This window comes from Nitratireductor aquibiodomus (assembly GCF_900105565.1).
GTDB lineage: Bacteria > Pseudomonadota > Alphaproteobacteria > Rhizobiales > Rhizobiaceae > Nitratireductor > Nitratireductor aquibiodomus.
Map to the genome: position 1 here is coordinate 2,084,646 of NZ_FNSL01000001.1, position 21,334 is coordinate 2,105,979.

Consider the following 21,334-nt stretch of genomic DNA (forward strand, 5'->3'; position numbering starts at 1 on the left):
CTCATTCCAGCAAACGCCAGGTTTTCAAGGCGTCCCCGCATGAGGGCATATCCGGCAAAGGAGGGTGCTTAAATGGCCCAGACATTACCCAGCATCGCTTCAGGTGAAGGCGGACTGACCCGCTACCTGGAGGAGATTCGCCGCTTCCCCATGCTTCAGCCCGAGGAAGAGTACATGCTCGCCAAGCGCTATTCAGAGCATGACGATACGGCGGCTGCACACAAGCTCGTGACGAGCCACCTGCGTCTCGTGGCCAAGATCGCCATGGGATATCGCGGCTATGGCCTGCCGATCGGCGAAGTCATTTCCGAAGGCAATGTCGGCCTGATGCAGGCCGTGAAGAAATTCGAACCGGAGCGCGGCTTCCGTCTCGCCACCTATGCCATGTGGTGGATCAAGGCCTCGATCCAGGAATATATCCTGCGCTCGTGGAGCCTCGTGAAAATGGGCACCACGGCGAACCAGAAGCGCCTGTTCTTCAACCTTCGCAAGGTGAAAAGCAAGATTCAGGCACTCGATGACGGCGACCTGAATCCCGAACAGGTTTCGGAGATCGCCACGCGCCTCAATGTCAGCGAGGAAGAGGTGATTTCGATGAATCGCCGCCTGTCCGGCGACGCTTCGCTCAACGCGCCCATCCGGGCGACCGAGGGCGAATCGGGCGAATGGCAGGACTGGCTGGTCGACGATGGCGAAAGCCAGGAGGACATGCTGGTCGAGCAGGACGAACTGGAAACTCGCCGCCGCATGCTCGGCGACGCCATGTCGGTGCTGAACGATCGCGAGAAGCGTATTTTCCAGGCCCGACGCCTTTCCGAGGATCCGATGACCCTGGAAGAGCTTTCAGGCGAATTCGACATCAGCCGCGAGCGCGTGCGCCAGATCGAGGTCCGCGCCTTCGAGAAGGTGCAGGAAGCCGTGCAGAATTCGGCTCGCCAGCAGGCACTGGCCGCCAAGGCCATGGCAGCCGAGGCACACCGCCAGGCAGGCGCCTGATACGGAAACGTGCAACTTGCATGAACTGAAAAAAGCCGGTGGTCTCCCGCCGGCTTTTTTTTGAGGTTGTTTCTAATGCATGTCGCTTTCAAATGAGTTCATTTGAAAGACAACGAACATGCATCATTTGAAAGTGTTACAGCGTCCTTTGCGCGTCTTGTAAGACGCGCGGCGCTGTAGAGCATCGGAATAATCCGAAAGCCGGTTTCCACTTTTCGGTCCGATGCTCCATCAACGATCTAAGCAACTTGCGGGAAAGCCACCGTCCCGTCAGCCGCTCGTCGCATTCTGCCAGGCGTTGAGCACATCGGTGAAAACCTTCTCACCGGGAATGCCCTTCTCGATCGTGATAAGCGCACGGCGTCCCGACTTGTAGACCACGGGTATGTCGATCCAGCTCTGGCGGCGCAGAAGGAGCATATTGGTCTCGGCATCGGCAGTGCTGTCGCTGAGCGCAACGAGGAAGAAGCCGTCGGCGATCTTGGCCGGGATGCCAAGCAGCGGATTGCCCGTATCCTGCTCGGACCGCTTCAGGGACACACGCAGGACATTGTCGATACCACCGCCGTCGAAATCGTCCGGTGTGAGGAAGATGATCTCGAGAATATGGCTGGCCGGCAGAGATTCGTCGGCATTGCGCCGGATCGTCATTTTCAGCTGCAGATTTTTCTCGGGGATCGTTGCATCGGCCCGAATGGCCGGCTCGGGTGGAAGATCGTTGCCGGGCGATTCCTGCACCACGGACCAGACGACCGCGCCGAGATCCGCAGACCCCTGCGAAACGCTCGTGCGCTCTTCATAGAAGATCGCCTTCTGGCCCACGGGCAGCGCTTCGCCGGCGCCCGGGCTCTCCGGCTGACCGCTCTGAGCCGGTGCCGGCTGCACCGCTGTTTCATCGCCCTGCACCGTTGCCTGTGCCACGGACGTGCCTTCGCCAAGACCGGGTTCTCCGCCGGCTGGGCCCTCATCGACCTCGCGTCCATCTTCGAGCAGGCGCTGGGTAAATTTGCGAACCGGCGCCGGCTCGGCGGGCGGAGTGGCTTCGGCGCTGCCGCTCTCGGCTGCCGCCTGCTCGGTTCCCTGAGTATCCGCCGGTGCACCGTCTCCTGCCTCCGAGCCGCTCTCACCGCTCTCGGCGACCGTCTGCCCATCGCCCTCGAAATCAGCGAGCCTGGAAAGATCGTCCCTGTAGAACCAGGCGCCTGCGGCAATGGCGGCCACGAGAAGCAGAACCAGGCCGGCAACCAGCCCGGAAACACCACCCTTGCGCGGCCTGGCGTGCGGCGGCGGCGGAGGTGTCTCCAGGGCGACATCCTCACCTGAAGACGAGATCGGCGCTTCGGAGCGCACGGCATGGTCCGCTTCGCTCCCTTCTGAGGCGGCCCCGGCTTCCTTCGGCGCTTCCGCAGCCGGGGGGGCAGGTTCCGGCGTCGGAGCCGGCGTCTCGAAGGCGGGGGGGACAGAAACACCCGGCTTCGCCGGATCGACATCCAGTTCGGCAAAGATCTGGTCTAGTTCATCCTGTGCTGGTTCCTCAGGCGGGGGCGGAGGCGCGTATTCTGCCTCGACCTTGGCGATTGCGTCTTCAAGCAGCTTGCGCTGGCGGTCAGCCACCGCAGCGGACGGCGCCGGGTCCATGCCCGCAAGCTTGTTCTCGATCGTCGTCCGGGCCTTCTGATAGATGCGCTCGCGCGCCGCCGGAGTGTTTTCCGACAACGCCTCGATCGTCTTCTTCAGAACCGCAGAAAAATCCGCCATGCCTTATCAAACCTGTTTTACTTCTTGAACGCGCGGCCATTTCCATAGACACGCAAGACAGTTCCGCCCGCGAAACTAGTCCTGAAAAGGATCGGTCACAAGTATGGCGTCTTCGCGTTCAGGACTGGTGGAAAGAATCGCCACCGGCGCGCCAATCAGTTCCTCCACGTGGCGGACATATTTAACAGCCTGAGCCGGGAGGTCCGTCCACTTGCGTGCGCCCTTGGTCGTGCCCTTCCAGCCTTCAAGCGTCTCATAAACGGGTTCGAGACGGGCCTGCGCGCCCTGACCTGCCGGGAGATAATCGATCAGTTCGCCGTCGAGCCTGTAGCCGGTGCAGATCTTGATCTCGTCCATCCCATCGAGAACATCGAGCTTGGTGAGAGCGATGCCGTTCATGCCGTTGGCGACGACTGCCTGGCGCACGAGAACCGCATCGAACCAGCCGCAGCGCCGCTTGCGCCCGGTAACGGTGCCAAACTCATGACCGCGCGTGCCGAGGAACTCGCCGACCTCGTTGTCCTGCTCTGTCGGAAACGGCCCTTCGCCGACGCGGGTCGTATAGGCCTTGGTGATGCCAAGCACGTAATCGATGGAACCCGGTCCGAGACCGGAGCCGGTGGCTGCCTGTCCGGCAATCGTGTTGGAGGACGTCACGAAAGGATAGGTGCCGTGGTCGATGTCGAGCATCGTTCCCTGCGCCCCCTCGAACAGGATGCGCTGGCCTGCCCGGCGCGCATCCTCAAGAATTTTCCAGACACGATCCACATAGGGGAGGATCTTGTCAGCCACCGAGGTGAGCTCGTCCATGATGGCCTGGTGCGTCACCTCTTCGTGGCCGAGCCCCCGGCGCAGGGCGTTATGATGCGTGAGCAGGCGGTCGATCTTCATCGGCAGCGTGTCGCTGTTGGCCAGATCCATGACACGGATCGCGCGGCGGCCGACTTTGTCTTCATAGGCCGGACCAATGCCGCGACGGGTGGTGCCGATCTTCGTACCCGAATTGGAAGCGGCATCCTCGCGGAACCCGTCGAGCTCACGGTGGAGCGACAGGATCAGAGCCGTGTTCTCGGCAATCTTCAGCCGGTCCGGCGTCACCTCGATCCCCTGCTCGGCAAGACGCCGCATTTCCGCAACGAAAGCATGCGGGTCGAACACGACACCATTGCCGATGACCGAGAGCTTTCCCGGACGCACCACGCCGGAGGGCAGCAGTGACAGCTTGTAGCTCACGCCGTCGATGACGAGGGTATGACCGGCATTGTGGCCGCCCTGGAAACGCGCCACCACGTCGGCGCGCTCCGACAGCCAGTCCACGATCTTGCCCTTGCCCTCGTCGCCCCACTGCGAGCCGACAACCACCACATTTGCCATGAAAACGTCCTTCCGGCGCAACGTCCGGCGGGTCCCCCGCCTGGATGACTTAAGAAATCGAAACGCCTCTATAGAGCCTCAAAGCCCCGGTGGGAACCATCTCGCGCCATGCAGAACCGATTTCCCGTCTCCAGAGGCACTCATGTCGCACTTGACGAAAAAACCGGATCGGCGTAACTCCGTCCGTGGGCCACCTCTCCCCACCGAGAGGCGTGCTATCTGGAAGGATAGGATATATCATGAGCACACTCCCCACGCCGGACCTCCGTCCGGCCAATACGCATTTTTCCTCAGGTCCCTGCACAAAACGTCCCGGCTGGTCGCTTGACGCGCTCGCCGACGCTCCCCTTGGCCGGTCGCATCGTTCCTCCATCGGCAAGGCGAAACTGGCAGAGGCCATCAATCTTACCCGTGAAATTCTGCAGGTTCCGGCCGATTACCGCATCGGCATCGTGCCTGCATCCGACACCGGCGCCGTCGAAATGGCGCTCTGGTCGCTGCTTGGCGAGCGCGGCGTCGACATGGTTGCCTGGGAATCCTTCGGTGCCGGGTGGGTCACCGATGTGGTCAAGCAGCTGAAGCTCGACGATGTGCGCCGCATCGAAGCCGATTATGGCGATCTGCCGGATCTCGGCTCCATCGATTTTGACCGCGACGTGGTTTTCACCTGGAACGGCACCACCTCCGGCGTGCGCGTGCCCGATGGCAATTTCATTCCCGCGAACCGCGCGGGCCTGACCATCTGCGACGCAACGTCTGCGGCCTTCGCGCAGCGCCTGCCCTTCGACAAGCTCGATGTGGTCACCTTCTCCTGGCAGAAGGTGCTTGGCGGTGAAGGCGCCCATGGCGTCATCATCCTTTCGCCCCGCGCCGTGGAACGGCTGGAAAACTACACGCCCGCATGGCCGCTGCCCAAGATATTCCGCCTCACCAAGGGCGGCAAGCTGATCGAGGGCATCTTCCGTGGTGAGACGATCAACACGCCCTCCATGCTGTGCGTGGAAGACTATCTGGACGCGCTGAACTGGGCGAAGGCCATTGGCGGCCTCGACGGTCTCGTTGCCCGCGCCAATGCGAACTTCGCCGTGATCGACGAGTTCGTGCGCAAGACGCCCTGGCTCGACCATCTGGCGAAAGTGCCGGCAACACGCTCCAACACATCGGTGTGCCTGTCGATCATCGATCCAGAGATCGCCGTACTAGATGCGGGCGAGCAGGCTGCCTTTGCCAAAGGCATGGTCTCCACACTCGCCAAAGCAGGCGTCGCTTATGACATCGGCCATTACCGCGATGCGCCCTCGGGCCTGCGAATCTGGGCCGGCGCCACGGTGGAAGCCTCCGATCTGGAAGCGCTGATGCCCTGGCTCGACTGGGCGTTCCAGTCGCAGAAGGCGAGCCTCAAGGCCGCAGCCTGACACGATACTGCGGCTCCTGAACCGGAGCCGCCTTCCCACTTCATTTTATTGAAACAGGAGGCCGCAATGGCGCCCCGCGTACTCGTATCCGACAAACTGTCGCCCACCGCCGTTCAGATCTTCAAGGATCGCGGCGTCGAGGTGGATTACCTGCCCGATCTGGGCAAGGACAAGGAAAAGCTCCTCTCCGTCATCGACCAGTATGACGGCCTTGCCATCCGCTCCGCGACCAAGGTCACCGAAAAGCTGATCAACAATGCCACCAATCTGAAAGTGGTGGGGCGCGCCGGCATCGGCGTCGACAATGTCGACATTCCGGCCGCATCGCGCCGCGGCATCATCGTGATGAACACGCCTTTCGGCAATTCCATCACCACGGCCGAACACGCCATCGCCATGCTCTTTGCGGTTGCCCGCCAGATCCCGGAGGCCAACACCTCCACCCATGGAGGCAAGTGGGAGAAGAACCGCTTCATGGGTGTCGAGATCACCGGTAAGACGCTGGGTGTGATCGGTTGCGGCAATATCGGCTCTGTGGTCGCCATGCGCGCCATCGGCCTGAAGATGCATGTGGTGGCCTTCGACCCATTCCTTTCGGCAGAACGTGCCTCGGAACTGGGTGTCGAGAAAGTCGAACTCGACGAGTTGTTCAAACGCGCCGATTTCATCACCCTGCACACGCCGCTGACGGACAAGACGCGTGGCGTGATCGACAAGGATGCCATCGCGAAGATGAAAAAGGGCGTGCGCATCATCAACTGCGCGCGTGGCGGCCTTGTGGTCGAGGCCGATCTCGTTGAAGGCCTCAAATCCGGCAAGGTCGCAGGTGCGGGTATCGACGTGTTCGAGACGGAACCGGCGACGGAAAACCCGCTCTTCAACATGCCCAACGTGGTCTGCACACCGCATCTGGGCGCGTCCACCAGCGAGGCCCAGGAGAACGTGGCCATCCAGGTGGCGGAGCAGATGGCGGACTATCTGACGAAGGGGGCTGTGACGAACGCGATCAACATGCCTTCGATCAGCGCTGAGGAAGCCCCGCGCTTGAAGCCCTTCATCAAGCTGGCGGAAGTGCTGGGCGCATTCGTCGGTCAGGTGACCGACGAGGCCATCGAGGAAGTGGAGATCCTGTTCGACGGCTCCACCACCGAGATGAACCGCCGCGCGTTGATCAGCGCGGCACTCGCCGGCCTGATCCGCCCGCAGGTGGCCGATGTCAACATGGTCTCGGCCCCGATCATGGCCAAGGAGCGCGGCATCATTCTTTCGGAGGTCAAGCGCGACAAGTCGGGCGTGTTCGATGGCTATATCAAGCTGACGGTGAAGACCTCCGAGAAGACGCGCACCATCGCCGGTACGGTGTTCTCCGATGGCAAGCCGCGCTTCATCCAGATCAAGGGCATCAATCTCGATGCCGAGGTCGGCCAGCACATGCTCTACACGACCAATTACGACGTGCCGGGCATTATCGGTCTGCTGGGCTCGATCTGCGCCAAGCACCAGGTCAACATCGCCAACTTCCAGCTCGGCCGCAACCGGCCGGGCGGCGATGCCATCGCCCTGCTTTACCTCGACGCGCCCTTCCCGCCGGAAGTCCTCCGCGAGCTGCGCGCAACCGACGTGATCCTCTCGGCCAAGCCATTGTCCTTCGACGTGGCCGCATAGGGGTCAAACAGTCTTGTGGAATTGCAATGCCGGCGTCATGCGCCGGCATTTGCATGTCTATCCTGTTGGTGGAGCGTCGGAATTCCCGAAACCGGGCTCCACTTTGCGGCCCGAAGCTCTGGAAGCCAGTTTGCGGCCTCCATGTTCGGCCATCCATATCCCGCCAAGCACCATGAACAGCGCGACGGCGTGATAGGTGAAGAAGGCTTCACGCAGAATGACGATCGACAGGAGCGTTCCGAAGATCGGCACCAGATTGATGAACAGGCCGGCGCGGTTACCGCCAATCAGCTCATTGCCGCGAATATAAAGCGTCTGCGCGAAGATGGAGGGGAACAGCACAACGTAGAACACCACCATCCAGCCCTGAAAATCAGGGGCGATGAGCCGGTCGGTCGCGATCTCCCAGGCCACCAGCGGCAGGGACGCCAGAAGCGCAAAGAACGAGAGCACGAACATCAGGCTCAGCCAGTGAATATTCGGCTTTAACCGCAGCCCGACCGTGTAACCCGCATAGAGCAGGACGGCGACAAGCATCAGCGCGTCGCCAAAGTTCACATTCAGGTCGAGAAGGCGGGAAAACGCGCCATGGCTGGCAACCAGCGCTACGCCGACCAGAGACAGAACGAAGCCGGCAATCTGCAGAAAACTCACGCGCTGGCGAAACAGGACAAAATTGGCGACGAAGATAACCATCGGCACCGCACCCTGCTCGATGGCGATGTTGATGGCCGAGGTGAACTGGGCGGAACTGTAGAAAACAGCGTTGAACCCGGTGAAACCGAGCGTGCCCAGCGCCGCCAGTAACGGCAGCTTCGGCCGGATCTCCGGCCAGTCACGCCGGAGATGCGGCCAGGCAAAGGCAGCGAGCAGCGCACAGCCAATGACCCAGCGAAGCGTTGTCAGCATCATCGGCGAAACATGGCCGACAGCCAGCCGGCTGGCCACGGCATTGCCGCCCCAGAAGAGCGTGGTCAGGCAGAGAAAGACATAGGCTTGGCGGTGCATGGGTACACAGTCAGAACAGCGATGGGTTCAGCCTGATAGAGCCTCGGACCAAAATCGTAAATGCCAACGTCATAATTCGACATGCAAACTGTTGCACAAATGCTCGGACGGACAGAACGGCGTGCAGTTGAACGTTTCCATGAAACAGAGAACCGGTCTAAGGTCGGTCGAATCGCTGCAACACCGACCGCCTGCATCCGGGTTGTCTGTGGACATGCGAACAATCGTTGATTGCGCTTCCGGTTCCTGCATGGCAAAGCGCGGTCGTATGAGCTCTTAAGTGCGGGCGAGAAGCAACGTTGAACGACGTGTCCAAACCAGCGGGCAAGGATGACGGCCCCGCCAATCGCAGCGCCAGGCGCGTTCTGAAACGCAGCCCAGCCGAGCCCAGCCCCGACCTGGAGGACGTGCTCCAGCACGGTGCATCTCTGCGCCAGCGACGCCTGCTGCGAAACCTGCGCCCCATGCTGCCGGAGATTCTGGCCGCCGGCATTTTGCAGTGCATGATCTACAGCGCTTTCATTCTCAACGCATCACGCAGCGACTGGAACAATCTGGCAATCGTCTGCTCGGTGCTTTTCTTGCTGCCCTTCGCCGTCGCGCTGGCCCTGCTTGGCTTTCGCAGGCAGCGCAACACGTTTTCCATCGCGATCTTCGTCACCTTCGTGTGTTTCAACGTGGCTGTCGCGGTTCTGTCCGGCCTGCGCATTCCGGTGAGCTACTCGGCTCTTCTGACGGCCTACCCGATCGCCACGATCGCCATGATCGTCGCCAATCTGAGGCTTCACCGGTCTCTGGAGGACCGCGTTGCCCTGCTCGACTTCCCCCAGGCCGCTCAGGTTGCAGCGAGGCTTGCAGGCCATGTGGCTGTGATCAGCGACAAGACAGCGGATATCGGCGCCTATGACCGACTGCTGATCGACACCAGAACACACCACAACCCGGATTGGTCGACCTTCCTAACAAAGGCCTACATGGTCGGGGTCGACGTTACCCCCTGGTTCAACTTTCTCGAGCTGCGCGAAGGCCGCGTGGATGTGGGCGCGTTCGACGTTTCGCACCTCGCCTACACGCCAAGCCAGATCTACTATTCCAAAGCGAAACGCGCGCTTGATCTCATCGCCGTCATCGTCACGGCGCCGATCACCATCCCGCTGGGGTTTGCAGTCTGGCTCTATATCCGGGCCCTCGATGGCGGGCCGGCGATCTTCGTGCAAACCCGTCGGGGCTATGGCGGGCGCCCTTTCAACATGCTCAAGTTTCGGACCATGTATCATGGCAGGCAGGGCGGAGCGACGCGCACGAACGACGACCGGATCATAAAGGGATGCCGGGTGCTGCGCCGCCTGCGGCTGGATGAGCTTCCCCAGCTCATCAATATCTGGCGCGGAGAAATGAGCCTCGTGGGACCACGCCCCGTCGCTGAATATGTGGCGCAGGCGAGTGAGGCAGAAGAGCCAAAATTCATCCACCGCACCATGGTGCTGCCCGGCATCACCGGCTGGGCACAGGTGAATTCCGGCTATGCGGGCACAACCCAGGAAGAGATCAACAAACTCTCCTACGACCTCTATTACATCAAGCATCTGTCATTCGATCTCGACGTGCTCATCATACTTTCAACGATCAGCACCGTCCTGTTCGGTCGCGGCGCCCGCTAGGGCATAGGACCGAAAAGTGGAATCCGGTTTTCCGATTGTTCCGATGCTCCATCAATGGTTTAGATCGTCCTTTGTGCGTCCGGATGGACGCACGGCGATCTAGAGTATTTTGCAGTCAGGTGGAGTGGCGCAGCGTTTCCATGAAACGATGAACCGCTCCAGGTCCTGAGGCCGGGCTCTCCATGTATGGTGAAAAATCTTCTCCCAAGAGACATTCACCATTGGCGCACAATCGCTTAAAGAGAAGCGCACGCAGCGTCAGGGGAGGAGAACACCGTCATGAGCCATCCGAAGATCATCTGCATGGGTGAACCGATGATCGAGTTCAACCAGGTGGACGACACGGGCCGCTATCTCTTCGGCTACGGCGGCGACACCTCCAACTGCGCCATCGCAGCCGCGCGCGCCGGCGCATCGGTCGGGTTCTTCACCGCGCTCGGCGCAGACGAGTTCGGCGACAGCCTCATGCAGCTCTGGGCAGACAATGGCGTGGACGCTAGCCAGGTCCTGCGCAACCCGGATGCCCATACGGGTGTCTACTTCGTCAGCCATGGCGAGAACGGCCATGTCTTCTCCTATCTGCGCAAGGGTTCGGCGGCGAGCCGCGTCGCTCCGCGCGACTTGCCCCGCAGCGCCATCGAGAACGCCGACATTCTGCATCTGTCGGGCATCTCCATGGCCATCAGCGCCGATGCAAGCGATGCGGTTCTCGAAGCCATCGACATTGCCCGCGCCGCCGGCACCAAAGTCTCCTTCGACACCAATCTGCGCCTGAAGCTGTGGCCGCTCGAGCGCGCCCGCGCGCTGACCGAAGCCGCCATGCGCAAGGCCGACATCGCGCTTCCCGGTCTGGAAGACGCCGAACAGCTGGTCGGCATCAGCGACCCGGACGCCATCGCCGATCATTATCTGGGTCTTGGCGCTGGCATCGTCGCGCTGACGCTCGGCAAGGATGGCTGCCTCGTCGCCACGCCGGACGAGCGCCGCCGCGTGCCCGGCATCAGGGTCAACGCCGTCGACGCCACGGGTGCGGGCGACACGTTCGATGGCAATTTCCTCGCCGAGCTCAATCGCCATGGCGACCCGTTCGAGGCCGCGCGCTACGCCAATGCGGCCGCTGCCCTTTCCACACAGGGCTTTGGCGCAGTCGCTCCCATGCCCATGCGCGAAACGGTTTTGAAGGCGCTCGCGGAAGCCGCCTGATCTATTCCAGAAAAACATCCACGCTGGCGGAACGTCCGGCCGCGTCGATCACCGTCAGGGTCGATGCGCCGCCGCCATCGGGCACCCAGTTCGCCCTGCGCCGGCGATAGGCCTCCGGCAGCGGCTCGCCATTGGCCAGCCAGCGAAACGGCGCGCGCCCGCCATTGATCTTGAGCGCCAGCGGCATGACCCGCGCGCCACGCGCAAGCCCCACATCGATGCGCGCACCCTGCGGCGGGAACACGATTTCCGGCGCGGGCTCCACTGGCGCTCCGGCCCGGAACCCGCCACCATCAGCAGAAAACCGCCGCATCGGAAAGGGAAGATCGGACGCGGCAAGCCGGATCGCGCCTGCCGGCGCAGGCGGGAATGGAACGATGCCCACGCCCGAGCGTGAGAACGCCTCGAACAGAATAGGGGCGGCGGCCAGATAGCCGGTCAGCCCCGGCACCGAGCCGCCATCGGGTCGCCCGGCCCACACGCCCAGCACACGCCGCCCGTCATAGCCCACCGACCACGCATCGCGGTAGCCATAGGACGTGCCCGTCTTGTAGGCGATACCGAGACGCGGCGCGTCTTTGGGCGGCGCGACGCCGGACAGGATGTCGGAGACCTGCCAGACGGCCTGCGGCGTCAGAACGGAAGGGGGATGCGCGGCAATCTCTGCATTGTCCAGATAATGCAGCGGGCGCACCCGCCCCCGATTGGCGAACCCGCCATAAAGCTGCACCAGCCCTTCCAGCGTCAGCCCCGCGCCACCAAGCCCGATGGCCAGGCCCGGCGTCTCGCCGGGCGGCAGCGCGGGCGGCACGCCGGCCCGTCGCATGCGCGCCACCAGCCGCACCGGCCCCACTGCATCGAGCAGCCGGATCGTCGGCACGTTGAGCGACATCTGCAAGGCCGTGCGCACCGAAACATCGCCCTGATAGGCCATGTCGAAATTGCGCGGACGATAGCCCGAGAAATTGCCGGGCCGGTCTTCGATCATCGTTTCCTGCATCACCAGCCCCTCCTCGAAGGCAAGGCCATAGATGAAGGGCTTGAGCGTGGAGCCCGGCGAACGCTCTGCCACGCTCATGTCGATCCAGCCGGCGCGTGCGACGTTGAAATACCCCGCCGATCCGACCCGCGCGAGCACCGCGCCGGTCTGCGCATCCGCCAGCACCATCGCCACGGAAACACGCGGCCCCAGCCCGCGCGCCGCTCTGGCAGCAACTTCCTCAAGACCCGCCTGCGCGGAGCGGCTGATGGTCAGGCGATGCACACGCTCATCCGGCTCCGCCTGCACCACCGCATCGGCCAGATGCGCGGCATAGGCGGGCATGGGCAGGCGACGCCCGGCAAGCTTCGCCTCAGACGCGCGCGCGACCTCGCTTTCGATGATGACGCCAGCCCCCGCCATGCGCGCCAGAACGCGGTCGCGCGCGGTTTTTGCCATTTGCGGATGACGGTCGGGCCGGCGCGCTTCGGGCGATTGCGGCAGGGCGACCAGAAGAGCGGCCTCCTCCAGCCCCAGTCTGTGCGGCTCCTTGCCGAACCAGGCAAGGCTTGCCGCGCGCACCCCTTCAAGATTGCCGCCATAAGGCGCGAGCGTCAGATAACGCTCCAGTATTTCCCGCTTGGAAAGCCTGCGCTCGATCTGCAGCGCCCGCGCGATCTGCCGGAACTTGGCGCTGAAGCTGCGCGCCGCGCGCGGCTCGGTGTGGCGTGCAAGCTGCATCGACAGTGTTGAACCGCCCGAGACGATGCGCCCGTTCCACAAGAGCTGCAATGCGGCGCGGCCAAGCGCGCGCATGTCGACACCCGGATGCGACCAGAAGCGCTTGTCCTCATAGGCGACCAGCATCTTGAGAAACTGCGGATCGAGCGTGTCGATATCCGCCGGAAGACGCCAGCGCCCGTCGGACGCCGCATAGGCCCGCAGCAGCGCGCCGTCACGGTCGAGCACCTCCACCGAAAGCGGGGCGGGAACGAGCGGCGGCGGATAGGCCGCGTCCAGCCGGTCGAGCGTCACCGCCCCGCCAATGGCGAGCAGGGCCGCAAGGCCAGCGGCCATGGCAACCCGGCGCATATGTCGACGCGTTTTCATCGCCGCCGCCTACTGCCCCACGATCTCCATGAAGCCCGTCGCTGTTCGTGCCGAGAGCTGCGGACGGTACATATCCTCAACGCTCGCCGCCGGATGCGTGTAGACGCCCGGCGTCACCGCACGCACCACATAGGCGAGCCGGAATTTGCCACCCCCATTGCGGTCGAAGGCGGCAATGAAGCGGTCGTCGCGGAACTCGGTATGAACCGCATCCGTCTCGCCAAGCCAATCGAAATTGGCCAGATCCGCACTGCCGACAAGGCGCGGGTTGTCGATCTCGAAGCCCGCCGGCAACAGGTCGGAGACCAGCACGCGCGAGGGCCAGGCGTTCTTTTCCGTCATCTCCAGAACCACCACATAGCGCTCGTTCTGGCGCGCTTCGGAGACATTCGCCTCCCTGCCGTCGAGCGTGTAGTAGCGCCGCTCGATGGTGAAGCCCTCCCCGCCCGCCGGCAAAGGCTGCTGCGGCGCGGCAACGACTGTCATCACCGCATCGACCAGTTCATCGCCCTGATTGGCCACCGTCAGCGGCGCTGCCTCGATCTCCAGCCCGGATAGCCGCCGCGAGAATGCGCCCTGATGCGCATTGCCGTCCACGGTCAGGCTCAGATCATCACTCGACTGGCTCAGCGCGCGGGCGGCAAGCAGCATCCACGCCTCGTCCTGCGTGCTCATGTGCTTTGTGTCACCGCGCACATCGGAGACAAGCTGCACCATCTGCGGCACCAGCGCCGGTTCGGGCCGGCTCTCTGCCGCCAGCGCCAGCATCGCCGCGCCGTCGCGCAGACGCGACCCGTAGTCGGAGCGCGCCGTGTAGCGCCCGCTCATGCCCTGAGCGAGACGGAAGGCGGAGGCAAAGCCCCGCTCCGCACGTTCCGCATCGCCATAGAGCGCGAGGCCTGCGGCAAGCTGCGCGCGGGCCAGCGGCGTGGAGAATTCATCAAGCCGCGTGTCGAGATAGTAGCGCAGGTCACCGGCCGAAGCCTTGCGGTTACGCGCCAGCACATAGAGCGCATAGGCGATCTCGCTGCCGCGTGAGGAGACATCCGTGTCATAGGCGAGCGTGTTCGAGAGGTTCTGCAGCGCCTGGCCCATCGCCGCCTCGGGCACGGCAAAGCCCTGCTCGCCGGCGCGGGTGAGGAAGTCCGTCACATAGGCGTCGAGCCACAGATCGCCAGATCCCGGTCCCCAGAGACCGAAACCGCCAGACGAAGACTGTGCGGCAAGCACGCTTGTGATGGCGTCCTCGATGCGCCCCTTCAGCGCCGGGTCGTCGTCCAGTCCGGCGGCTTTTGAAAGCTCGCTCACATAGAGCAGCGGCAGGGCGCGGCTCGTGGTCTGCTCCGTGCATCCATAAGGATAGCGGTCGAGCGACATCAAAAGTGCCGGAATGTCGAACCCGTCGGCCCGCGAGATGTTGAGGCTCACCGACGCGTTCTCGGCAAAGCTGTCTTCCAGAAGCGCGCCGTCCAGCGTGACACTGCCGCCATTGGCCGCAAGCGTGACCACGCTGCGGGTGGCGACCGGCATCACGCCGGGCCGCACCGGCAGGGACACACTCTTCTCAACGGAAAGCCCGCTCTCATGCGCAAGCGCCACCGTCAGCGCACCCTCGCCCGTCTGGTTGGTCGCCGAGATGGGCACGGAGAGCGTGGCCTTGCCGCCCGCCTCAAGCGTCACCTTATCGGAGAGCGACCGCAGATCGGCGTCTACCGGCCCTTCTGCCATCACCGTGAGGCGATAGTCGCCGGCAGGACCATCCGTGTTGGCGATTTCAAGCAGCAGCCGCGCTTCATCGCCCGGAGCCAGGAAGCGCGGAAGGCTGGTGGTCAGCACAACGGGATCGCGGATGATCACATCCTCCTGCGCGCTGCCCACACCCTTCTTCGACCACGCGACCGCCATGATGCGGGCCGTGCCGTTGAACTGCGGAATGTCGAAGGAGACCTGCGCCTTCCCGTCATCATCCACCTTCACGATGCCGGAGAAGAAGGCGAGCAGCTTCTGTGTCGGCGCGCTGCCGGTCGCGGTCATGCCGCCGCCATCGCCGCCTGTGCGCAGCCGCCCCATCGCGCCGAGCGACCCGTCGATCAGCCGCCCGTAAATGTCGCGCATCTCGATGCCCAGCATGCGCTGGCCGAAATACCAGGCGTCCGGCTGTGGCGGTTCGTAGCGTGTGAGGTTGAGAATGCCCACATCGACCGCAGCGACGGTCACATAAGCTTCTTCGCCTGGTTCCAGACCGCCAACGCTGACGGGGATGGAAAGACTCTCGTCGGGGCGCGCCTGTTCCTCCACGCCGAGTTCAACCGAAAGATCCCGCGCACCCGGATCGACCTTGAGCCAGCGCACGCCGATGGCGCGCATGGGGAGACGGTTCTCCACATCGTCGCCGGGGCGGAACAGCGTTGCGGTCACATAGGCCCCGGCCCCGAGCGCATCGGTCACCGGAATGTCCACGGTCGCGCCGGCTTCCGGCACTTTTGCGGTGAAGGTTTCGATGAGGCTCTCAGAGCCCACCGTCACCAGAACCTCGCCGGCAAAACGTGGCGAAATCTTCAGCTTCGCCGTCTCGCCCACCGCATAGGCGTCGCGATCGAGCGCCACTTCCAGCCCGTCCGGCGTCTCGGTGGAACCGGCCTCCACATACCAGCCGGAATCGAACGCCGCGCTGGTGATCGGACCACCCGCATCCGGACTTTCGACCTCGAGGCGATAGCGCCCCCAATCCACGGAAACGCCGATCTGCGGCTCACTGTCGGCCTTCGCGTCCACAGTTCCCTCGCGCACGAGGCTCGTCGTTGTGATCGGCTCATAGTTCCAGGAACCGCCATCGCGATACCACTGATAGTGACGCTCCACCTTCAGCAGTTTCCATTCCAGGCCGTCCATGGCGATGCGCTCGCCCTTCGGATCGACCGCGATCACGCGGAAGTTCGCCGTCGCTCCCTCGGCAACGCGCCCGCCGGTAAATTCCGGCTTCAGGCCGATCATCGCGCTTTCCGGCTCGACATCGATCTCCAGCGCACGCTCCACGGCGCGGCCACCGGCCTCGCGCATGCGCACGCTCACCTCCGCTTTCAGGAGACGCGTGGTCGAGGGCACGCCATCCAGCGCCACCGGGAATCGCGCCTGCCCCTCCGCATCGGTCTCAGGCAGGCCGGGCAGCGAGACGCGCAGCGCCTCCACATCTTCCTCGTCATCAAGGCCAAAGACATAGCCAGGGAAGGCTTTCCACTCGCGCGACGGCGCGACCGTCAGTTCGCCTTCAAGCGCAAGCCCCGCTGCCGGCGCGCCATAGAGATAGCGGCCATCGACGGTCACATTCGTCGCACCACCGACCGGCACGGTCTCATCCGCGCTCGCAAGCGCGAACTCGGTGCGGTCGGGCACGAAATCCTCGACCAGAAAATTCTTCTCGGCCAGCGCCGGCTTTTTCGGATCGGCATAAATGCCGAGCACCCAGGTGCCGCGCATCGCGCTTTCGGGCAGATCAAGCGCCACTGCATGACCGCCAAGCGCCGCGCCATCGGAAACGACGCGCCGGTCCTCCACACCGTCGGGACGGCGGAAGATGAAGGTCAGCGGCAGATCCTCCACCGCATCCGAAGCGGGATTGCGCGTGAGCGCGCTCGCATGCACCGTCTCACCGGCGCGATAGATGCCGCGCTCCGTCCACGCGAACACGTCGAGCGGTCCGGGCGAAGGACGCCCCGTCACGCCGCGATCCGAGAGATCAAAGCCAGCGCGCGTCATGTCGAGGAAGACGAAATCCTCAGTCCCGTTTTCAGCGATGATCGCCGCCGGTGCGAGACCGGAAGAGCCGCGCGCCAGACCGGGATCGAAGCGCGCATGGCCGGCGCCATCGGTCTCCGCCTCGCCGAGCACCTCATTGTTGCGGGCCACAAGCCTGAGCTTCAGACCATCGAGCGGCTTCGCGCTCGCCAGCGAGCGCGCGAAGACCGAAAGCCCGTCCTCGCCGGCAAAGGTGGAAAGCCCGATATCGGAGACAAGGAACCACTGCGTCGCGCGGTTGTCCCAACTTTGGCTGGTGTCGCCTTCCGGCACTGCCGTCATCATGTAGACGCCGGGTTTGCGCTCCGGCACCGCCTCATCGATGGGAATGCTGGTGACGACATCCTTGTTCAGTTCGGCGTCGACCTCGACCGTGCCTTCCCAGACGGGCGCACCCATCTGGTCGGCCACCTCGTTCACCGCATATTCGTTGAGCTGGCGCAGGAACTGCCCCTCGCTCAGAAGACGCGCCAGCGCGCGGTCACCAACGCGGTAGACGGACAGCGTCGCGCTGTCGGTGTTCACGGAAACGAACGGGATGCCCCGGCGCGCCGAAGACGGCAGCACGAAATTGTCGCCGGTAAAGCGCAGCGAAGGCGCGCGGTCCCGCACGTAGATTTCCAGCGGAACCGGCTCGGCAATCACCTCGCCAATGGCCGCCGGCAGGCCCTGCCGGATGACGATGCGATACTGCTCGCCATGCTTCAGGCCGCTGACGCAAAGCTCCTTGTCGCTGCGATCAACGGCGAAGGAGCGCAGATTGTCGACGGTCACGAATTGGGCATAGTCGACGCCGCTCTTCACCAGTTGCTCGGAAAACTGCACGCAGGCGCGCGGCGTAGCGCTGTCGGAATCGACCGAATGGTCGATCACGCGGAAGCCCTTGCGGCGCTTGAGGTCGGCATAGGCCTCCTGCACATCGCGCGCGGTTCTGAGCGCAAGGCTAGCCTCATAGGCGCTGAGCGCGGGGCGGAACAGGTTGCGCCGCTCAAGAGCCGGCGCAAGAACGGCCAGCGCCTCGGCGCGGTCACCCGCGCTGCGCGACAGATTATAGGCATTGATTGCAGCGCCGGTGCCGGCGCGCTGAAGCCGATACAGGTTCATGTCACCCACGGGCTGCGAGGCGGTCGCGGCACGCGCAAGTTCCAACCAAAGGCCCACATTCTGCGGCTCCATTAGGAGCGCGGTTGAAAACGCCTGCATGGCATTGAACGGATCACCATTTTCCAGCGCCTGCCCGCCCGCCGCACTCAGTTGAACAAAGCCTGCATTCTCGGGACGCACCGCGCGCAGTATCTCGGCGCGATACTCGCCAGCCTCGCGCTGAATGTGCTCGGGCACGAAGCGCAGCGCAGGCGGCGCTCCGATATCGGGTGCGTCTCCACCGGCCACAACCTTGCCGGCCACCGCGCCGTCAAACGCATTGAGGCGATTGAAGTCCGACTTCAGAAAGCACCATTGCGCGCTGGTGTTGTAGGTGAAGGCCCGGCACTGCGGATCGGCAAGGCACACCGCCTTGCACTGGTCGAGCGTCACATCCTTTTCGGTGCGCAGGTCGAAGCCGAAATAATCGGCGTTCTCGCTGGTCACGATCCGGCGCGCATCCTGCGCGGCAGCCATTGCTGCAAACCCGAGAAGAAAAACGAAAAACAGGGAGAGTCCGCGTGCCGCAAGCATGGCAATCCTCCAGGCGCTGCCGATATCGTCCCATTGATATTGGGGCAGCTTTGCAAAAGCCAGTCAACAGACCCGGAGAATTATCGCTTCCCTTATAGTCCCTTCGGATGGGTCATGAACTCTTCGATGATTTCCTCGGGCGGTTTCACGAAATCCGAGGTTCGGCTCACGCCAAGGCCGGTCAGCCCCTTCAGCTTCACGGCCATTTCCGCCAGCTTCACGACAATCGGAATGCCGTTGATCACCGGCGCGCCATCCACCCGGTGTGCCTGCAATTGCGAGAATAAAAGCATGGGTATGCCGCCACCGGGGATCAGCACGTCCACACCGTCGCGCACCAATGGCCTTGCCTGTTCCTCGAACAGGGCGCGCACCGTCTCGAGCCGCTCATCGGAGCCGAAGGCGGCAAGGATCTGCCCGGGCTCGAAATCCATGGCATGCACGCCGGTCACCCGCTCTCTCAGACCGTATTTACCGATCTGGTGGTGAAACCAGGGTATGTAACGGCGGTTGATGGTGACGATGCCCGAGCGCTGGCCAAGCTGGCAGGCATGCAGCATGGACGCCTCGCCCATGCCCAGCACCGGAATGTCGACCACCGACCGCGCTTCATAGAGGCCGGCATCCTGAAAATGGCCGATGATGAAGGCGTCATAACCCTCGCGCTCGGCCCGCACCGCATTGCAGATCACCTCGCGCGCGCAGCGAAACTCCACGATGGCGTGGGCGTAGCTATCATGCGGGGTGATGCCCTTGATATCGATCTCGGTGCCGGGATCGACAATCGCATCGAGATGCTTTCTGAGTTCATCCCAGTAGCCCGCGCCGTTCTCGTAATCGACATAACTCTGATACCAGATCTTCATGCGTCAGCTCCTGATCAAACCCGGCAGCCAAAGGGCCATTTGGGGGAATAGCGCCAGCAGAACCACCAGCAAAAGCGTGCAGGCTATGTAGGGCAGCGCGGCCCGCGCCACCTGCCCGATGGTCGTGCCGGCCGGGCTCACCCCAACCATGACGAAGAGCAGAAGGCCGAAGGGTGGGGTCGCAAGGCTGAGCTCCAGCGCCAGAAGCATCACCACGCCGAACCAGATCTGATCGAACCCGTAGAGTGCCACCAGCGGCATGAAGATCGGGAGCGTCAACATCATGATCGAGAGCTGATCCATGAACATGCCGAGAAGCAGAAGCACCAGGAACATGATGGCAAGCACCACATAGGCGTTGAGCTCGAAACTGGTGGCAAACGCGATCAGCCCGGAGGACGCCCCGGAGAAGGCAAGGATCTGCGAAAAGGTCGTGGAACCCACGATGATCATCAGCATCATGGCCGACACTTTCAGCGTGCCGGTGAGCGAGCGAACGACGGCCTCCCAGCTCAGCGTGCGATAGCAGGCCGCAAGCACCACCACCGACAGCGCACCGAAGGCGGCGGATTCGGTCGGCGTCGCCCAGCCGAGCAGGATGAGCCCGACCACGGCAAAGACCACGATGCCCATGGGCAGGACATCGACAGCAAGCGCCTGAACGATCTCGGAGACGCTTGCCCGTTCCGCCGCATAGCCGGGTGCGGCGTCGGGATCGAGCGCGATCTGTATGCGGATCGTGGCAAGGAACATGAGCGCCAGAACGAGGCCGGGTACCAGACCTGCGATCAGTAGGGCACCAACATCGATCCGCGCCAGCGAGCCCAACAGCACGGCCAGCGAGGATGGCGGAATGATCATGGCCAGACCGCCCGTCGCCAGGATCGGCCCCATGATCATGTGCGGCTTGTATCCGCGCTTGATCATGTCGGGCATCAGCGTCGTGCCGAGCATCGCCGTGTTTGCCATGGAGGAGCCCGACAGGGTGGCGAAGATCGTGCCGCCGCCCACTGTCAGATAGGACAGCCGCCCCTTGATGCCGCCAAAACACTTGTCGAGCGCATCGAAAACGCGAATGGCAAGCCCCGTGTGAAACAGAAGCTCGCCCATGATGAGAAACAGCGGCACCGGCACCAGCGCAAAACTCGTCACCGATGTGGTGGCATTGGCGACCAGCTGATCGATGCCGATCATGCCACCCATGAAAATGACAACGCCGACAATGTTGATCGCCAGAAAGGCAATCGCCACCGGCATGCCGAAGAACATCAGCGCGAGCAGCCCGCCGATCATGAGGAGTGTGGCTTCATACCAGGCCATCAGTGCGCTCCCCCGCTGCCCGTATAGGTTTCGCCCCGCAACAGCATGCGCAGGAACTCCAGCGCCATCAGGCCGAAGCCGACGGAAAGCATCGCGTAGAGAACCCAGGACGGGATGTTGATGGAGCGCATGTCGACCGCGCGCGACTGCACCATCTCCAACCCCACCGCCGCCGAGCGCCAGCACAGGAGGCCAAGCGTCAGGATGGCGAGAACAAGCACGACCCGCCCCACCAGAAGGCGCGCGCCGTCAGGCATCGCTCCCACGAAGGAGGAGATCGCCACATGGCCATTGTTGCGCACCAGCCAGGGCGCGGCCGCCATGGTGGAGAAGAGCATCACATATTCAACGATGGCGCTGGTCGACTGGAACGGGCGAAACCCGGTGTTGCGCAAGACAACATCGACAATGATGGCGAGCGAAATGAAAACGAGACTGGCGGCGCCCAGCACGGCCAGCCCGGTGATGACCCGGTTGTAGAGACGTATCAGAAACATGGCGCGCGGC

The 21,334-nt window shown here is 63.3% G+C and carries 13 protein-coding genes; 5 read left to right on the top strand and 8 right to left on the bottom strand.

Annotated features, from left to right (window positions below; translation table 11 throughout):
- The first annotated feature begins 72 nt into the window (after positions 1-72).
- Complete coding sequence (gene rpoH / locus BLW55_RS09900; protein ID WP_065817017.1) at positions 73-996, top strand: RNA polymerase sigma factor RpoH; 924 nt, start codon at positions 73-75, stop codon at positions 994-996.
- Positions 997-1,266: 270 nt separating this feature from the next.
- Here the strand turns inward: rpoH and BLW55_RS09905 are convergent, their stop codons facing one another.
- Entirely contained in the window at positions 1,267-2,754 is a 1,488-nt protein-coding gene (locus tag BLW55_RS09905; protein WP_090328610.1) for a hypothetical protein, read from the bottom strand.
- 75 nt (positions 2,755-2,829) lie between these two features.
- Complete coding sequence (locus BLW55_RS09910; protein ID WP_007010592.1) at positions 2,830-4,128, bottom strand: adenylosuccinate synthase; 1,299 nt, start codon at positions 4,126-4,128, stop codon at positions 2,830-2,832.
- A 239-nt stretch (positions 4,129-4,367) separates the two neighbouring features.
- On the opposite strand from BLW55_RS09910, the gene BLW55_RS09915 reads away from it, so the two are divergent.
- Positions 4,368-5,543, top strand: a complete 1,176-nt coding sequence (locus BLW55_RS09915; RefSeq protein ID WP_090328612.1) for a phosphoserine transaminase — start codon at positions 4,368-4,370, stop codon at positions 5,541-5,543.
- Positions 5,544-5,609: 66 nt separating this feature from the next.
- Positions 5,610-7,208, top strand: a complete 1,599-nt coding sequence (serA, locus tag BLW55_RS09920; RefSeq protein WP_090328613.1) for a phosphoglycerate dehydrogenase — start codon at positions 5,610-5,612, stop codon at positions 7,206-7,208.
- A gap of 57 nt (positions 7,209-7,265) precedes the next feature.
- Here the strand turns inward: serA and BLW55_RS09925 are convergent, their stop codons facing one another.
- The gene (locus BLW55_RS09925) at positions 7,266-8,216 is read right to left on the bottom strand and encodes a DMT family transporter (RefSeq protein WP_090328615.1); all 951 of its coding nucleotides are present in this window, start codon (positions 8,214-8,216) and stop codon (positions 7,266-7,268) included.
- A 308-nt stretch (positions 8,217-8,524) separates the two neighbouring features.
- Here BLW55_RS09925 and BLW55_RS09930 point away from each other — a divergent pair, with 308 nt between their 5' ends.
- Both BLW55_RS09930 and BLW55_RS09935 read left to right on the top strand, forming a co-directional pair.
- Positions 8,525-9,877 carry a sugar transferase gene (locus BLW55_RS09930; RefSeq protein WP_244509033.1) on the top strand — a complete coding sequence of 451 codons (1,353 nt, stop codon included), beginning with the start codon at positions 8,525-8,527 and terminating at the stop codon, positions 9,875-9,877.
- 279 nt (positions 9,878-10,156) lie between these two features.
- Positions 10,157-11,080 carry a sugar kinase gene (locus tag BLW55_RS09935; protein WP_025030215.1) on the top strand — a complete coding sequence of 308 codons (924 nt, stop codon included), beginning with the start codon at positions 10,157-10,159 and terminating at the stop codon, positions 11,078-11,080.
- 1 nt (position 11,081) lies between these two features.
- On the opposite strand, the gene pbpC is transcribed toward BLW55_RS09935, so the two are convergent.
- The 5 genes from pbpC to BLW55_RS09960 all read right to left on the bottom strand — a co-directional run bounded on the left by pbpC (position 11,082) and on the right by BLW55_RS09960 (position 21,324).
- Positions 11,082-13,151, bottom strand: coding sequence for a penicillin-binding protein 1C (gene pbpC / locus BLW55_RS09940; RefSeq protein ID WP_090328617.1), 2,070 nt, complete (start codon positions 13,149-13,151; stop codon positions 11,082-11,084).
- 27 nt (positions 13,152-13,178) lie between these two features.
- Complete coding sequence (locus tag BLW55_RS09945; protein ID WP_090328619.1) at positions 13,179-18,641, bottom strand: alpha-2-macroglobulin family protein; 5,463 nt, start codon at positions 18,639-18,641, stop codon at positions 13,179-13,181.
- 92 nt (positions 18,642-18,733) lie between these two features.
- Positions 18,734-19,507 (bottom strand): aspartate/glutamate racemase family protein, encoded by a 774-nt coding sequence (locus BLW55_RS09950; protein WP_090328621.1) that lies wholly within the window; start codon positions 19,505-19,507, stop codon positions 18,734-18,736.
- A 3-nt stretch (positions 19,508-19,510) separates the two neighbouring features.
- Positions 19,511-20,827 carry a TRAP transporter large permease gene (locus tag BLW55_RS09955; protein ID WP_090328623.1) on the bottom strand — a complete coding sequence of 439 codons (1,317 nt, stop codon included), beginning with the start codon at positions 20,825-20,827 and terminating at the stop codon, positions 19,511-19,513.
- Positions 20,827-21,324, bottom strand: a complete 498-nt coding sequence (locus BLW55_RS09960) for a TRAP transporter small permease (protein ID WP_090328625.1) — start codon at positions 21,322-21,324, stop codon at positions 20,827-20,829. The genes BLW55_RS09955 and BLW55_RS09960 overlap by 1 nt, the downstream gene beginning before the upstream one ends.
- Positions 21,325-21,334 lie beyond the last annotated feature (10 nt).

Coding starts and splice junctions, on each gene's coding strand:
- BLW55_RS09905 (WP_090328610.1), bottom strand. CDS start 2,754: ATGGCGGATTTTTCTGCGGTTCTGAAGAAGACGATCGAGGCGTTGTCG.
- BLW55_RS09955 (WP_090328623.1), bottom strand. CDS start 20,827: ATGGCCTGGTATGAAGCCACACTCCTCATGATCGGCGGGCTGCTCGCG.
- pbpC (WP_090328617.1), bottom strand. CDS start 13,151: ATGCGCCGGGTTGCCATGGCCGCTGGCCTTGCGGCCCTGCTCGCCATT.
- BLW55_RS09950 (WP_090328621.1), bottom strand. CDS start 19,507: ATGAAGATCTGGTATCAGAGTTATGTCGATTACGAGAACGGCGCGGGC.
- BLW55_RS09925 (WP_090328615.1), bottom strand. CDS start 8,216: ATGCACCGCCAAGCCTATGTCTTTCTCTGCCTGACCACGCTCTTCTGG.
- serA (WP_090328613.1), top strand. CDS start 5,610: ATGGCGCCCCGCGTACTCGTATCCGACAAACTGTCGCCCACCGCCGTT.
- BLW55_RS09910 (WP_007010592.1), bottom strand. CDS start 4,128: ATGGCAAATGTGGTGGTTGTCGGCTCGCAGTGGGGCGACGAGGGCAAG.
- BLW55_RS09960 (WP_090328625.1), bottom strand. CDS start 21,324: ATGTTTCTGATACGTCTCTACAACCGGGTCATCACCGGGCTGGCCGTG.
- BLW55_RS09915 (WP_090328612.1), top strand. CDS start 4,368: ATGAGCACACTCCCCACGCCGGACCTCCGTCCGGCCAATACGCATTTT.
- BLW55_RS09945 (WP_090328619.1), bottom strand. CDS start 18,641: ATGCTTGCGGCACGCGGACTCTCCCTGTTTTTCGTTTTTCTTCTCGGG.
- rpoH (WP_065817017.1), top strand. CDS start 73: ATGGCCCAGACATTACCCAGCATCGCTTCAGGTGAAGGCGGACTGACC.
- BLW55_RS09935 (WP_025030215.1), top strand. CDS start 10,157: ATGAGCCATCCGAAGATCATCTGCATGGGTGAACCGATGATCGAGTTC.